Below are 15154 nucleotides of genomic sequence, written 5' to 3'. Positions count from 1 at the left end.
GTTTAAAACCTGTTGTTTTGGATACACTATGGACTGTTATTTTTTAGCAAGATGAAAGGATGATTGCATGAGCAACAGGGAACAGCTCCCGATTTCCCCGCGAATGCCGCAGTTCAGGGCAAGAGAACTGAGACGTAAGGGATATATTCCGGGAATACTGTATGATAATGGGAATCAATCAATTCCCGTTCTGTTTGGAAAAAAGAATGTGGATGATTTTATCAGATATACGGGCAGAAATGCTGTTTTTGATATATCTTTAAATGAACAGATACAGTCGGTGAAAATCCGGGAATTGCAGAGGGATCCCGTCTCGAAGGAAATTATCCATATTGACCTGCAGAGGGCGCAGGAGGACGGAGAGATCTCCGATGGAACCCCACCGGTTCCATTGTCATAGCCTTGAATTCCGTACCATATTGTAGTAAAATAGTAAGCGCTATTATATGTTAAGGAGCTTGGAAAATATGAAATATGTCTATGCGTTGCTTACTGTTTTGGAAAACAAGCCTATCATGCAGACTTTGGTCAGCAATCGACAATTAACCGGAAGGGAAATCCTTGACAAAAAGATTCTGACGAAAGAGGAACGACAGAAATATAAAGATTGGCCGGATGGGAACAGCATATTGGAGGATTTGAACAAGCACCAGTCCATCCGGGTGGAGATCCAGGAAGTGGAAGTTTGAAAGAACAGGGACTCTCACGACAAAAGTCGTGGGGGTTTTTATTTTTTGTCCAAAATATTCCAAAATAAGTCACAATTCGTGGAAGGATATTCCTGCCCATTGAAGAATATATCAATGAATGATTTCAAATATATGATTTCAGGGGACTGGGCAAAGGAGGCAGGGACCTTGCTGATGAACAACAGGAGGAAAAAGGATATTTTGATTGTAAAGCTGGAGGGAGAGCTGGATCATCACCACGCAGATGACATCCGGAATGCCCTGGACAAGCAGCTGGATGATACTTCCATTCGAAATCTGATTCTGGATCTCAGTAATCTGTATTTTATGGACAGTTCCGGCATTGGTGTTTTTATCGGAAGGTATAAAACCATACGGGAACGGAATGGGCAGGTCTGCATCACCAACATCAATGCGCAGCTGGAGAGAATGCTGGAGGTTTCCGGACTCTATCGGATATTGAAGGTGTATGATACCGTTCAGGACGCGATAAAAGGCATAAGGGGGAAAACGCAATGAATAGCAGAAACGAGATGAAAATGGAGTTTTTAAGCAGATCCCAGAATGAATCCTTTGCCAGAGTGGCGGTGGCTGCCTTTGCATCCCAGCTGGACCCGACTCTGGAGGAGATCGCCGATATCAAGACTGCGGTGTCGGAAGCCGTTACCAACGCTATCATACATGGATACGACAGTCCAAATGAATGGGTCCGGGTCATTACACAGATCGATGATCATTCTGTGACGATTGAAGTCATCGACCATGGCCGGGGGATTGAGGATGTGGAGTTGGCCAGGCAGCCCCTGTATACCTCAAAACCGGAGCTGGAACGATCCGGTATGGGATTTACCGTAATGGAGACTTTTATGGATGAGGTGGAGGTGAGCTCTGCTCCTGGTCAGGGTACCAGGGTCCGAATGGTGAAACGGATCCGGAGCGATGCGGCTGAAATGGGGAAAGACGGATGAGTACCATGTCAGATTTTCAGGACGGGGAGCGGCGTCTTCTTACTCATGAAGAAACCCTTGCCCTGATCGAACAGGCACAGAATGGCGATGAGAATGCGAAGGATATTCTGGTCCGCAGGAACATCGCCCTTGTCAAGAGCCTGGTGAAAAAATTCCTGAACCGGGGCTATGAGTATGAAGATCTGTTTCAGCTTGGGTCCATCGGCCTGATCAAGGCAATTCAAAACTACGATCCGAAATACAACGTACAGTTTTCCACCTATGCCGTTCCCATGATTGTGGGGGAAATCAAGCGGTTTTTGAGAGACGATGGAATGATCAAGGTAAGCCGTTCCCTCAAGGAGCTTGTGAGCAGGGCGGTATCCGCCAGGGAACAGCTGAAGGCCAAATGGAACAGGGATCCCAGCATCCAGGAGATCGCAGATGCCGTGGGCACGACCTCCGAGGATATCGTCTATGCAATGGAAGCGGTGCAGACTCCGGCCTCCATTTACGACGTTATATATGAGGACGATGACAATCCCATTCTGCTGATTGATAAAATGTCGGAGAACAGCAACCAGGCGGAGGATACCCTGGAGCACATTACATTGAAGGATCTTCTTTCCAGACTGGATGAAAGGGAAAGAACCATTATCACCCTCCGGTATTTTCGTGATAAAACCCAGAGCGAAATTGCGGAGCAATTGGGAATTTCGCAGGTTCAGGTCTCGCGCATTGAAAAAAAAGTTCTGTTGAAAATGAGAGAGATGATGTAGAAGGCATTCCCATCATAGAATAGCTTTGAATAAAAATCCAAATCCTGTATACAATAACAAAAGCCTGGATAACAAATTGTGGTGGGGAAGGATTCTATGAAAATATGGAATAAGAAGTCCATTCGCTGGACGGTTGTTTTGATTGTTGTCGTCCTGGCAATCGGCACGGTTTCCCTCTGGTCCATTCTGAGTCGTCGTGCGAACCAGGAGAAAACCTATACGGGTGCCAGATTTATACGTGCAGAGGCGGAGGAGAAGGCTTTTCGGGCGGAGGGATCGGCTGTCCGCACATACTGTCCTTCGTCTGTGTCTGCTGTCCGGAATGGGCTGTGACGATACTCCGGACAGGGACAAAAAAGAAGAGAGGATCCTCTCTTCTTTCGTTATGCTTCCTTATATGGTTTATTTGTTGTCAATTGTTTGATCTTTTTGCTTTTGCTGTTGATCCGTTTCTTTTCCCGAAGACGGGTTTGGTGTTACAGGAGTTACCGCACCGGGATCCGGGCTTTTATCGGGATTGTTTTCTTCTCCTTTTTCATCCTCCGGATTGTCGGTACTGTCGGGATTCGGGGGAATACCCGGATCTTTGGCGGGTTCCTTCGGGATCCGGCTGAGGATCTTTTCGTGAATCGCCCGCAGGTTGCCCATTTCCGTTTTTACTTTTCCGGTGTCCATGCCGGATCCTTCCTTTGAAGGTGTATTTGCACTCAGGGCTTCCTTCAGCTTGTTGATCGCTGTTTCCAGAGCATCTTTATCCTGTGCACTCATTTGACCGGAATATTGCTTTATGCTTTCCCGGACCTGGCGGATCAGCTGATTAGCTTCGGAAACCAGCTGATTGAACTGCCCTTCGTTCTGTTTCCAGTTCTCTCCGTGGATCGGGCAGAAGGCACCTCGCTGTTTTGGGTTGTTGTAGTCGTAAGAGTCCAGGGAAGTCAGGGAACGGAATGCGCCGGGAATATACTTCTGCAGCTGTTCGTCCGACAGTTTCTGATAGACAGAGTCTTTTGGAATCACCACAACGGAGCTGACTTTCAGCTGATCCTTCGGACAATAAGGAGTAGGAAGCTTGCCGGAGGACGAACAAACCGTGTATTCCTGATGCATGTCGCATTTCTTCTTTGGCACGGCACCGGCCGGGAAATACTCTGTAACGGTTTCCTTGCAGTTTCCGTTTGGCAGTTTGCCGGACAATGCGCAGACCCGGACGGACCGGATGCCTTGCGGAGTATGGTCATAAAACGGCTTGTTGGCAAGGCCCTTATGGATCGGCTGCATGATTTCCTTCCAGAGAGGAGCAGCAAATTTACCACCGCTGGCTCCATGCAGCAGGGAGACATTGTGATTGTCCGGTGCGATCACCACCGTGGTTGTATAATAAGGGGTATAGCCGCCAAAAAACACGCCGTGGTAATCACTGTTGGTACCGGTCTTGCCGGCGATGGACATCCCGCTGAACTTTGCCCGGGTTCCTGTTCCTTTGTTTATGGCGTTTTCCAACAGATCCGTCATGATAAAGGCAGTGCTTTCCTTGAATACGGAGACTTTCTGCCGGGATTCGTTGTCCAGAATCACCTTGCCGTCCTTGTCCAGCACCTTCCGGATGGAGATGGGCTTCTGATAATTCCCTTTGTTTGCCAGTGTGCCATAGGCAGCTGTCAGTTCGATCATATTGATCGGGTCGCTGCCCAGGGCAAGGTTGGAGGGAAGAGCGGTTTCCACATAGCGCGGCTCGGTAATGCCAAGCTCCTTCAGCTTTTTCATGGAATAATCGGTACCGACCCGTTCCAGAACGGTCCGTGCAGCAGATACGTTGTAGGATTGCTCAATGGCCTTCCGCAAAGGCACCGGCCCATAGTATTTGCTGGCGTTGTTGTTGGAAGGAAAGCCCTTGCCTCCGTTCCATCCCTTAATGGAAACCGGAACGTCTTCCAGGATAATTCCTCCGGGATATCCTGCCTCGATAAAGGGGGCATAGACGGCCAGGGGTTTGATGGAAGAACCAGGTGCCCAGGGGAGCCTTGCCCGGTTGCTCCAGAATTGCTCCTTGGGTTCCATCCTGCCGCCGACGATCGCCTGCAGCTCGCCGGTATGGTGATCCATTACCACTGCGGAAGCCTGCGGCTGAGCGACATCCATCATCCTGTCCCCGTGCTGCTCCCGCTTAACGCTGTCCTTTGCCTTGGCGGTCCGCGGGTATCCATTGAAATGGTAAATGGTATCCTCTGTTGTCTTCTGAATGGCCGGATCCATAGTGGTATAGATCTTCAGTCCGCCGTTCAGAATCATATTGTTGGCCTTTTGCCGTCCTTCTTTTCCTTCCCAGCCGTTTTGCTTCATCAGTGCTTCGGTCAGATCCTGTATGGCATATTCCACAAAGTAGGGATAATCGTAAAGCTTCTGATTGCTGGATTGTTCAATCACCTGAAATTCTTTATTTTTTGGATCAGACGGGTTCTTCTCGTCAAATCTGGCATTCTCATAATCCGATTTGCTCAGAAAGCCATTTTCATACATCAGCTGAAGGACAAGATTCGTCCTTTTATAGGTGACTTCCGGCTTCTCCCTGCTGTAGAAGTTGAGTCTTGGGTCATAACGGTAGGGATTTTTGGTGATGCCGATGAGAACGGCGCTTTCCCTCAGGTTCAGATCCTTCAAATCCTTGCCGAAATAGTCCTCCGCGGCGACTTTGACGCCGTAGTTGCCGCTGCCAAGATAAATGGTGTTCAGATAAGCTTCCAGGATTTCGTCCTTGCTGTATTCCTTTTCCAGTTGAAGGGACAGGTAAGCTTCCTGTATTTTGCGCTTATAGGTCTGCTCCATGCTCAGCATGGTGTTCTTTACCAGCTGTTGGGTAATAGTGCTGCCGCCCTGTACTGATTCACTTTTCAGATTGTTGAAAAAAGCGCCGGCCAGCCGCTTGTAATCCAGCCCGTTATGAGCATAAAACCTCACATCTTCCGTGGCAATCAGGGCATTTTGAACATTCCTGGGTATCTCATCCAGGCTGGCCCAGATACGATGTTCCAGACCATTGTATTCCGTAATCAGGTCCCCGTTCCTGTCATATAGAAAGGAGGTCAGACTCTGATCCTCGATGCGGTTTACATCCAGGGCGGGGGTTCCATCCACATAAGCCTTTGCAACGCCAAGGACCGCACCGAATCCGGAGAATCCCAGGATGAGAAGGAATATAACAAAGAGTTTGATGGTGGTAATCAGTACGGAAAGCAGGAAACCGGAAGGCTTCTTCCTTTCTGTCAGATTCTGTTGGATGGTCTCCACCAATGGAATCCGCTTTTTATGTTCCTTTCCCTTGTTTTCATTTCTCTTATCCATAATACCTCCGAAGCATGTACTCCGATACATGCATGTAATGTAGTAGAAATTTCATAACAATTATATTATGGCATTTCCCAAAAGTAAAGCAGGTAAAAAGGAGCCATGCCATGCGCCCTGTGTGGTCACAGTTCGCTGCTTCCGTGCATAGAATATATGGGGGGTGTATGTCATGAGCAGGATGGGCATGAAAAACAGGATTCTCATTATAGGCATCAGTATTCTGACGTTTCTTCTGACTTCCTTCCTGCTGATTGACTGGGGAATCAAACCGACCATCATTGCCATGTCCGAAGCAAAAGTGGAGTATATCGCCGTTCTGGCCATGAACAATGCCGTCAGCCAGATCCTCGGAGGCAATATCAAATATACCGATCTGACGGATGTGCTGACGGATAAAAACGGTAAAATAACAATGATCCAATACAACACCATATTGATCAATACCCTTGCCAGGGAAACTTCCACTCTTGCACAGAATGAGATCCGGTCCCTTGGCGCAGAGGGAATCAGTGTGCCCCTTGGTTCGGTAACAAAGAGCAAACTTCTTTCCGGCAGAGGGCCGGATATCGATGTGAAAATCATTCCGGTTGGTTCCGTATCGACGGACTTTACCGATGAATTCCGGCAGGCCGGCATCAATCAGACCCGTCACAGGATATTCCTGTTGCTGAAGACCCAGGTGCGCATTGTGGTGCCTCTGGGCAGCAACGTGATCAATGTATCCACCAAGGTTCCCATCGCTGAGACGATCATTGTGGGAGATGTGCCGGATTCCTATGTCAATGTGGCGGATGAGGATCAGATGCTCAACCTGATACCAAACGGAGATTAGTTTTACTATTTTCTGAAAAATTCAGGAATCTTTACAGGAGGGACAGCATGTGGTATGATGAGAGCGTTCAATGAGAGGTAGGAGGTTTATTTATGTCAGGCCATTCAAAATGGGCAAATATTAAGCATAAAAAAGAAAAAACCGATGCGCAGAGAGGGAAGATCTTTACAAAGATCGGCCGGGAAATTGCAGTAGCGGTAAAGGAAGGCGGAGGCAGCGATCCGGAGGTGAATTCCAGGCTGAAGGATGTCATCGCCAAGGCAAAATCCAATAATATGCCGAATGACAACATCCTCAGAAGCATTAAAAAGGCGGCAGGTGAGGACAGTTCCGTCAGTTATGAGAATATCGTATATGAGGGATATGCTCCTCACGGTGTTGCGATCATCGTGGAAGGACTGACGGACAACCGGAATCGTACCGCCAGTGAAATGCGGTATTGTTTCGCTCACAACGGAGGCAGTCTGGGAGCCAGCGGATGCGTTTCCTGGATGTTTGACCGGAAGGGCGTTCTCGTCATTGAGAACAACGGGGAAGTGGATGAAGATACCCTGATGATGGAGGCCATCGAGGCAGGAGCCGAGGATGTCGCGGACGATGTGGAGGATTATGTTATCTATACCGATCCTTCCGATTTCTCTGCGGTAAGGGATGCACTGGAGAACTCCGGATATGCGTTTGAGTCTGCAGGCATCGGGATGGTCCCGAAGAATACGGTCCGGATCACGGAGGATCAGGCGGAGAAGGTTTCGAACCTGATCGATATGCTGGAAGATAGCGACGATGTCCAGAACGTATTTCACAACATGGAAATCGAATAATCGGCAGGGCATCTGCACATTTGATGCAGGCACACCGGGAAGCCTTTGCATATACTGGTTTTATCAAGGATGCAGGGGGCTTATTTGTTATGTTCCATAATATGTTGGCAGGATACAACAGGCAGGCAGCGTTGGAATATTCGAATTTCTGGGCATTACGCAGGAATCCGCAGTATTATGACTATTCCGATCTGGGAGGTGACTGCACCAATTTTATCTCCCAGTGCATCTATGCCGGCAGCGGCGTTATGAATTACAACGGGGACGCAGGATGGTACTATCGGAACGGCAATGACAAAGCACCTGCCTGGACGGCAGCCCGTTTTCTTTATCCCTTTCTGACCGGAAATTTTATGGGGCCTGGGCCTTATGGGATGGAGGCGGATGTTTCCCGGATCGAAGCCGGTGATATTGTTCAGCTTGCTTTTCAGGATCCGGGGATTTTCACCCATTCCCTGTTTGTTGCGGCATGCGGCAGCCCGGCAACAATGGACAACATCCGGATCAATACACATACCTATGACAGATTGAACTATCCCCTGATCCAATACAGCTGGAGCGGGATCCGTTTTATCAAGATCCTGGGGGTACGAATCCAATAAAGTTTTTCATATTATGGGTAATATATCTGTATAATGTGATAGATGGTGGGAAACACTATACTCAAAGGTAATATATGGAGGGATTGTAGTGTTTACCTATAAATCGAAAAGAACTGTTTTTCTCTTTTCCGGTTTGATTGTGTTATTGATGCTGATAGCATTCTCTTTCGGTTATTTGGCTAGAATGTCCGGCAAACAGCCGCAGGAAGGTTCCCTGACAGAAAATGCAGACACGGAGAAGGGGAAAGAAACCGGAGACGAGGTGCGTGAAGTCAGCAAAACCGGACCGGATTCCGTGCTGGTTTTCAAGCGGTCCTATACCCGCTGCAGGCATACGTTGGAAGAGGAAACGGAAATGGACAGCGGGAACGTCGGGAAAACCGGAAAGCAACTGAAACGGGCTTTTCCGGAATGGCAGCTTGCAAAGTTCACACCGGAAGAGGTGACGTTCCGGAAAAGCATTGATGGTTATTGCCCAAATCACTATGTGATCAAGGCGAAGGAAGGCTATCTGGTCATTTACCGTCCGGAAAAGGATACAGGCAAGCTGGAAGCGGTGGAGGAATCCAATATATCGTATCGCTGGCTGAGTCCGGAAATGAAGGAACAGGTGGATAAGGGCCTGGCAGTGGACAGCAGGGAAGCGGTGGAACGGCTGATGGAGAACCTGGAAAGTTAATGGGCGCAGGTTTCCCAGGTTTCCGGAAAGGATTCGGACAGCCAGACTTTGTCCTGCCGGATGGCATCCTGTACGGTTTCCGGTGCGGGACCGCCCGGCAGATCCCTTTGATTGACACAGGTTTTAAGGGACAGGGCTTTATGGATGTCCTCTCCGAACAGGGGAGAGAAGCGTTGCAGCTCTTCCAGCCGCAAATCCAGCAGCGCCTTGTTTTCCCGGATGCAGTAAAGGACCAGCCTGCCTGTGATTTCATGGGCAGTGCGAAAGGGCATTCCCTTCCGTACCAGGTAATCCGCCGCGTCGGTGGCATTGGAGAAACCGGACAGGGCGCTTTGCTCCATCCTGTCCTTCCGGAAGGTTACGGTGGAAATCATATCGGTAAAAATGCGGAGGCACTGCTTCAGCGTATCAAAACCGTCAAACAACGCTTCCTTGTCCTCCTGCATATCCTTGTTATAAGCCAGGGGAAGCCCCTTCATCATGGTCAGAAGGGTGATCAGGTCCCCGTACACCCGTCCGGTTTTCCCACGGATCAGTTCCGCTACATCCGGATTTTTTTTCTGCGGCATGATACTGCTCCCGGTGCTGTAACTGTCGTCCATTTCCACAAACCGGAATTCATCCGTAGACCACAGGATCAATTCTTCGCAGAACCGGCTCAGATGCATCATAATCACGGAACAGCAGCACAGAGCCTCTATGGCAAAATCCCTGTCTGAGACGCCGTCCAGGCTGTTTTTTGTGATGGCGTCAAAGCCAAGCGCATCGGCGACCCACTTCCGGTCCAGGGGATAGGTGGTTCCGGCAAGAGCGCCGGAGCCAAGAGGCAGGATGTTTGTGCGCTTCCGGCAATCCTTCACCCGCTCTATGTCCCTTCGGAACATCTCAAAGTATGCCAGCAGGTAATGTGCCAGGGTAATGGGCTGTGCTTTCTGCAAATGGGTATATCCGGGCATATAGGTTTCTGTGTTCTCTTCCGCGATGGAAAGCAGTTCGGACTCCAGGACAGCCAGCAGGGAAAGGATCTGTTTCGTTTCTTTCATGGAAACCATCCGCACATCCAGTGCAACCTGGTCGTTCCGGCTTCTTCCGGTGTGAAGCTTTTTTGCCGTTTCGCCGATTCGTTCCGTCAGAAGGCTTTCCACATTTGTATGAATATCCTCCGCTTCGACCTGAAATTCAACTTTGCCCTGCCGGACGTCTTCCAGAATCTGGTCCAGTCCGGTGCAGATTTTTTCGGCATCTTCCGCGGGAATAATGCCCTGGCGGCCCAGCATGCGGGCATGAGCGATACTGCCCAGAATATCCTCCCGGACCATCCGGCAGTCCATGTGGATGGAGGACTGAAAATCATCCACTTCTTCTGCAGTCTTTTTCCTGAACCGTCCTCCCCATAGCTTCATGACAGAAATCTCTCCTTTTCTCTTTCTTCCTTTCCTGCCTGCAGGGCGTGCATTTTCAGCGGCAGGCCAAAAAGATTGATAAAGCCTTCGGCATCTTTCTGGTTGTAGACTTCATCCTCTCCGAAGGTGGCATATTCCGGACTATAGAGGGAGTAGGGGGATTGTACGCCGGCCGGGATGATATTCCCCTTATACAGTTTCAGGCGTACTTTTCCGGTGACTTTTTCCTGCGTCGAATCGACGAATGCAGAAAGGGCCTTGCGCAGCGGGGTAAACCAGTTGCCGTCGTATACCAGTTCGGAAAATTTGATGCCGGCCATCTGTTTGTAATGCTGTGTGGCACGGTCCAGGGTAATGGATTCCAATTTTTGATGGGCATCATAAAGGATGGTTCCTCCCGGCGTTTCATAAACTCCCCGGGACTTCATTCCCACCAGTCGATTTTCCACAATGTCGGCAATTCCCACCCCGTGCCGGGCACCGATCTGATTGAGCTGTTTGATCAGGGCAACACCATCCAAAGAAGTTCCGTTGACTTTTACGGGAATGCCCTGTTTAAAATCGATTTCCACGTATTCCGCTTCGTCCGGTGCCTCGGTCAGCGGAGTGCAGATCATCAGAAGATCATCCTTCGGCTCATTCCACGGATCTTCCAGATCGCTGCCTTCATGGCTTAGATGCCATAAATTCCGATCCATGCTGTAGTTGTCTTTTTTGGAAACCGGTACCGGGATATGCCGGGCATTGGCATACTCGATTTCCTCTTCCCTGGATTTGATATTCCAGATGCGCCAGGGCGCGATGATTTTCAGATGAGGATTCAACGCTTTGATGGTCAGTTCAAACCGCACCTGATCGTTTCCTTTTCCGGTGGCACCGTGGCAGATGGCAACAGCGCCTTCCTTTTCGGCAATTTCCACCAGTCTCTTTGCAATCACAGGACGGGCGAAAGAGGTGCCAAGCAGATATTTTTCCTCATATACGGCGCCGGCCTTTAATGTAGGAAAGATATAGTCTTTGACGAATTCCTTCTGAAGATCCTCGATATATACCTTACTTGCTCCCGTTTGCAGCGCCTTTTCCCGAAGGCCGTTCAATTCCTTTCCCTGACCCACATTTCCTGCAACAGCAATGACATCATAGTCATAGTTTTCCTTCAGCCAGGGTATAATGATGGAGGTATCCAACCCGCCTGAGTAGGCGAGAACTACTTTTTCCCTTGTCGACATGGGTATCACCTTTCCTTTCTGAATGAAATAATTATACGCCTATATGTATATATATGCAAGCATTTTTTCTTTTTGCTGAACAGTCAAAAGTTCCATGGACAAAGACGCCTGTAAATTCTTTGAAACATCAGGGGTTTCCTTTTTTCCTCGGGATTAAGCTTTCTCAGATGACTCCCTCAGGATATGTGCTGGGTCCATGGCGAATTGTATGGTTGATCAGCTGTAATTGTTTGTTCCTTTTCCTTGGGTGCGCTGCATTTTCTTCGAGCCTCCATGCAGTGAAAAATAATGGATTCATGAACAGATACTAATGACTGACTGATTCGCCAAAAGGAAGGATAACGGCCCTGCAGGATTGCATTGTTCATTGACACCGCAGCATAAATGTCATATCATACTGTTATTGTGGGAAGGAGTTTTACACCTGTTATCACGCTATTAATCGTGTCTGCAACGATCAGCTATGCTTTCAAACGGTAAGAGTGTTTTATGAGAGCATGGTTGGCTTTATGAAAGTATGGTTGGTTTTATGAGGAGATTGGTGATGTTGTGAGAGTATTGGGGATCGATCCGGGTATGGCGATCATGGGTTACGGCGTAGTGGAGGACCGGGAAAACAGTGTAAAGATGCTGGATTATGGAGCGGCGACGACTCCTTCCACCATGGAAACTCCGCAGCGTCTCCTGCACATATTTAATTCCACGGAACGTTTGATTGAAGAGTTTTCTCCGGACGCAATCGCCTATGAGGAGTTGTTTTTCAATAAAAATGCAAAGACAGCCCTGATTATCGGACATGCCAGGGGAGTGTCCGTTCTGGCAGGCGCCCGGAAAGGGATTGACCTGTTTGAGTACACCCCCCTGCAGGTCAAACAGGCAGTGGTAGGATATGGAAGGGCAGATAAGCAGCAGGTACAGCATATGGTAAAGCTGCTGCTGAGTCTTCGGGAAATCCCGAAGCCGGACGATGCCGCCGATGCTCTTGCAGTGGCGATATGTCACATCAACAGTGCCCGGTACGGGAGAAAGATCGAGACCCGTTACCATTAGGAGGAAAGCAGGATGTACGCATACATAAGGGGAATTCTGGAGGAAGTGGACAATCAAAGGGTTGTTGTGGAGGCAAATGGGGTGGGCTACCTTATTTTTGTGCCGAATTCCGTGCTGCATCGGCTGCCTCCCGCCGGAGAAAGGATTCGGCTGTTCACCTATTTTCACTTAAGGGAAGATACCCAGGAACTATATGGCTTTCTGGAGCAGGAGGAAAAACGGTTCTTTGAAAAATTGATTACGGTTTCGGGTGTGGGACCCAAGGCGGCACTGGGAATGTTGTCCGCCTTTTCTGCCAGGCAGTTGGCAACTGCCATTGTGACAGGAGACCGGAAACTGCTCTGTACTGCGCCCGGAATAGGGAAAAAAACAGCAGAGAGGATTTTGCTGGAGCTGAAGGATAAAATAGATCAGAATGCCCTTGCGGAAGGGGGTGCCGCACCCGTTCCGACCGTCCAATGGAATGAGGAACGCATGGAAGCTCTGGAAGCGCTGCAGGCCCTGGGTTATCCCGCAGCAGAGGCAGAGCACGCCCTGGCAGGCGTTCAGGAGACGGATCCTTCTGAACTGGTGCGTCTGGCACTGAAAAATATGGATCGTCGCGGGTAAGGGGGAATGGATTTGGAGGAGCATCCGGAGCGGATTATTGCAACCGATAAAATAACGGAGGATCAGGATACCGAGCTGAGTCTTCGGCCCAGAAAAATGACCGACTACATCGGGCAGGAAAAGGTCAAGGAAAAAATGCTGATTTTCATCCAGGCTGCCCTGCAGCGGGGGGAAGCTCTGGATCATGTGCTGCTTTACGGACCTCCCGGGCTTGGGAAAACCACCCTTGCCAATATCATAGCCAATGAACTGGGGGTCAACATACGGATCACTTCCGGGCCGGCCATTGAAAAAGCCGGGGATCTGGCCGCCATACTGACCAACCTGGGAGACCGGGATGTTTTGTTCATTGATGAAATCCATCGGCTGAACCGGAGTGTGGAGGAGATCCTCTATCCGGCTATGGAGGATTTTGTGCTGGATATTATCATCGGAAAGGGGCCCAGTGCCCGTTCCATCCGTCTGGATCTGCCCCGGTTTACCCTGGTGGGGGCGACCACCCGGGCAGGGATGCTGACGTCTCCCCTGCGGGATCGTTTTGGTGTCATCAGCCGGCTGGAGCTTTATCACACCGATGAATTGAAGAAAATCGTCATCCGCTCTGCAGGGATTCTGAACATTGCAATTGACGAGGAGGGTGCCTGGGAGATCGCAAGGCGTTCCAGGGGAACTCCCCGTGTTACCAACCGCCTGCTGAAGCGGGTTCGGGACTATGCCCAGATCCGGGCGGACGGAGTGATTACCCTGCCTGTGGCAAAGGAAGCCCTGGATATGCTGGAAATAGATGATGTCGGACTGGACGATGTGGACAGACGGCTTCTGGAGGCAATTGCCCTGAAGTTTGACGGAGGGCCGGTGGGCCTGGACACCCTGTCCGCATCCACCGGGGAGGAAAGTTCCACCATAGAGGATGTCTGTGAGCCTTATCTGCTTCAGCTGGGCTATATTGCGCGGACTCCCCGGGGAAGGGTTCTGACTCCCCTTGGCCGCCGTCATCTCAATCTGCCGGTTCAGGAGCAGGAAAATCTGCTTTCAGCAGAACAGCACAGGGAAAAAGAATAACACTGCCGGAATACCATAAAGAATGGAGAAACAGGATGGAAAGACAGGAAACGGAGAAACCGGCTTTGAAGGTTTCTGATTTTGACTATGAGCTGCCGAAGGAACTGATTGCGCAGTCTCCTTCGGAAAAGAGGGATGAATCCAGACTGCTGGTTTATCACCGTTTTACAAAAAAGACAGAGCACAGGATTTTCCGGGATATTGTGGATTATCTGAATCCCGGAGATTGCCTGGTGATCAATGATACGAAGGTGCTTCCTGCCAGACTTCTGGGAAAAAAGGAAGATACGGGAGGCAAGATGGAGTTTGTGCTGCTCCGCAGGGAGAGCGGGGATACCTGGCGTGTATTGGTAAAGCCGGGGAAAAGGGCAAGGATCGGCACAAAGTTTATTTTTGGCGACGGTTTGCTGAAAGCAGAGGTGTTGAGCGAAACGGAGGAAGGGGGACGCCTGGTCCGCTTTTTTTATGAGGGGGTCTTTGAAGAGATCCTGGATAAAGTGGGTGTCATGCCTTTGCCCCCTTATATTCATAAAAAACTGAAGGATCCCAACCGCTATCAGACGGTCTATGCGAAGCAGAAGGGCTCCGCAGCGGCGCCTACGGCAGGGCTGCATTTTACCCCGGAGCTGCTGGATCGCCTGAAGGAAAAGGGCGTTGTCATGGTAAGGATTACCCTGCATGTAGGGATTGGCACCTTTCGCCCGGTAAAGGTGGAAAATGTCCGGGATCATAAAATGCACCGGGAAGTCTATGAGGTGACGGAGGCTGCAGCCCGACAGATCAATGCGGCAAAGGCTTCCGGAAAACGGGTTGTATCAGTGGGTACCACATCCCTGCGGACACTGGAATCCGTTGCGGATGACAATGGAGTGGTGCATGCAGGAAGAGGCGAAACAGGAATTTTTATCTATCCCGGTTATCGCTTCAGGATCATTGATGCCCTGATCACCAATTTTCATCTCCCCAGGTCGACGCTTCTGATGCTGGTGAGTGCGCTGGCCGGGCGGGAGGAAATGCTTGCCGTTTACCGGGAAGCCATTTCGCTGCAATATCGTTTTTTCAGCTTTGGCGACGCAATGTTTATCAGCGACGACTGAAGATGCGGGCGAT

At 49.8% G+C, this 15154-nt stretch carries 17 protein-coding genes; 14 read left to right on the top strand and 3 right to left on the bottom strand.

The window, feature by feature from the left end; genetic code table 11:
* The first annotated feature begins 67 nt into the window (after positions 1-67).
* The 6 genes from QBE55_12890 to QBE55_12865 all read left to right on the top strand — a co-directional run bounded on the left by QBE55_12890 (position 68) and on the right by QBE55_12865 (position 2748).
* Positions 68-400: a hypothetical protein gene (locus QBE55_12890; protein WZL78391.1), complete on the top strand. Its 333-nt coding sequence runs from the start codon at positions 68-70 to the stop codon at positions 398-400.
* Positions 401-467: 67 nt separating this feature from the next.
* Positions 468-689, top strand: coding sequence for a hypothetical protein (locus tag QBE55_12885; protein ID WZL78390.1), 222 nt, complete (start codon positions 468-470; stop codon positions 687-689).
* A gap of 114 nt (positions 690-803) precedes the next feature.
* The gene (spoIIAA, locus tag QBE55_12880) at positions 804-1208 is read left to right on the top strand and encodes an anti-sigma F factor antagonist (GenBank protein WZL78389.1); all 405 of its coding nucleotides are present in this window, start codon (positions 804-806) and stop codon (positions 1206-1208) included.
* Positions 1205-1657 carry an anti-sigma F factor gene (gene spoIIAB, locus QBE55_12875; protein WZL78388.1) on the top strand — a complete coding sequence of 151 codons (453 nt, stop codon included), beginning with the start codon at positions 1205-1207 and terminating at the stop codon, positions 1655-1657. The genes spoIIAA and spoIIAB overlap by 4 nt, the downstream gene beginning before the upstream one ends.
* Positions 1658-1662: 5 nt before the next feature.
* Positions 1663-2415 (top strand): RNA polymerase sporulation sigma factor SigF, encoded by a 753-nt coding sequence (gene sigF / locus QBE55_12870; GenBank protein ID WZL79948.1) that lies wholly within the window; start codon positions 1663-1665, stop codon positions 2413-2415.
* A gap of 96 nt (positions 2416-2511) precedes the next feature.
* Entirely contained in the window at positions 2512-2748 is a 237-nt protein-coding gene (locus QBE55_12865; protein ID WZL78387.1) for a hypothetical protein, read from the top strand.
* A 69-nt stretch (positions 2749-2817) separates the two neighbouring features.
* Here QBE55_12865 and QBE55_12860 read toward each other — a convergent pair whose 3' ends face one another.
* The gene (locus QBE55_12860) at positions 2818-5754 is read right to left on the bottom strand and encodes a PBP1A family penicillin-binding protein (protein WZL78386.1); all 2937 of its coding nucleotides are present in this window, start codon (positions 5752-5754) and stop codon (positions 2818-2820) included.
* Between the two features lie 172 nt (positions 5755-5926).
* On the opposite strand from QBE55_12860, the gene yunB reads away from it, so the two are divergent.
* From yunB to QBE55_12840, 4 genes are all read left to right on the top strand, one after another.
* Complete coding sequence (yunB, locus tag QBE55_12855; GenBank protein WZL78385.1) at positions 5927-6589, top strand: sporulation protein YunB; 663 nt, start codon at positions 5927-5929, stop codon at positions 6587-6589.
* A gap of 92 nt (positions 6590-6681) precedes the next feature.
* Positions 6682-7410, top strand: coding sequence for a YebC/PmpR family DNA-binding transcriptional regulator (locus QBE55_12850; GenBank protein WZL78384.1), 729 nt, complete (start codon positions 6682-6684; stop codon positions 7408-7410).
* An 89-nt stretch (positions 7411-7499) separates the two neighbouring features.
* Positions 7500-8012, top strand: coding sequence for an amidase domain-containing protein (locus tag QBE55_12845; protein WZL78383.1), 513 nt, complete (start codon positions 7500-7502; stop codon positions 8010-8012).
* A gap of 88 nt (positions 8013-8100) precedes the next feature.
* Complete coding sequence (locus tag QBE55_12840) at positions 8101-8691, top strand: hypothetical protein (protein WZL78382.1); 591 nt, start codon at positions 8101-8103, stop codon at positions 8689-8691.
* Here QBE55_12840 and argH read toward each other — a convergent pair.
* Positions 8688-10094 (bottom strand): argininosuccinate lyase, encoded by a 1407-nt coding sequence (gene argH / locus QBE55_12835; GenBank protein ID WZL78381.1) that lies wholly within the window; start codon positions 10092-10094, stop codon positions 8688-8690. The two genes, QBE55_12840 and argH, sit on opposite strands and share 4 nt — an antisense overlap.
* Positions 10091-11323 carry an argininosuccinate synthase gene (locus tag QBE55_12830; GenBank protein ID WZL78380.1) on the bottom strand — a complete coding sequence of 411 codons (1233 nt, stop codon included), beginning with the start codon at positions 11321-11323 and terminating at the stop codon, positions 10091-10093. Before QBE55_12830 ends, argH begins: the two co-directional genes overlap by 4 nt.
* Before the next feature lie 549 nt (positions 11324-11872).
* Here QBE55_12830 and ruvC point away from each other — a divergent pair.
* The 4 genes from ruvC to queA all read left to right on the top strand — a co-directional run bounded on the left by ruvC (position 11873) and on the right by queA (position 15141).
* The gene (gene ruvC / locus QBE55_12825; GenBank protein WZL78379.1) at positions 11873-12373 is read left to right on the top strand and encodes a crossover junction endodeoxyribonuclease RuvC; all 501 of its coding nucleotides are present in this window, start codon (positions 11873-11875) and stop codon (positions 12371-12373) included.
* Between the two features lie 12 nt (positions 12374-12385).
* The gene (gene ruvA, locus QBE55_12820) at positions 12386-12982 is read left to right on the top strand and encodes a Holliday junction branch migration protein RuvA (GenBank protein ID WZL78378.1); all 597 of its coding nucleotides are present in this window, start codon (positions 12386-12388) and stop codon (positions 12980-12982) included.
* Positions 12983-12988: 6 nt separating this feature from the next.
* Positions 12989-14044, top strand: a complete 1056-nt coding sequence (gene ruvB, locus QBE55_12815) for a Holliday junction branch migration DNA helicase RuvB (protein ID WZL78377.1) — start codon at positions 12989-12991, stop codon at positions 14042-14044.
* A 65-nt stretch (positions 14045-14109) separates the two neighbouring features.
* Positions 14110-15141, top strand: a complete 1032-nt coding sequence (gene queA / locus QBE55_12810) for a tRNA preQ1(34) S-adenosylmethionine ribosyltransferase-isomerase QueA (protein WZL79947.1) — start codon at positions 14110-14112, stop codon at positions 15139-15141.
* Positions 15142-15154 lie beyond the last annotated feature (13 nt).

The organism is Eubacteriales bacterium mix99 (genome assembly GCA_038396605.1).
GTDB lineage: Bacteria > Bacillota > Clostridia > Caldicoprobacterales > DTU083 > UBA4874.
This window is presented reverse-complemented; position numbering and strand designations above follow the sequence as displayed.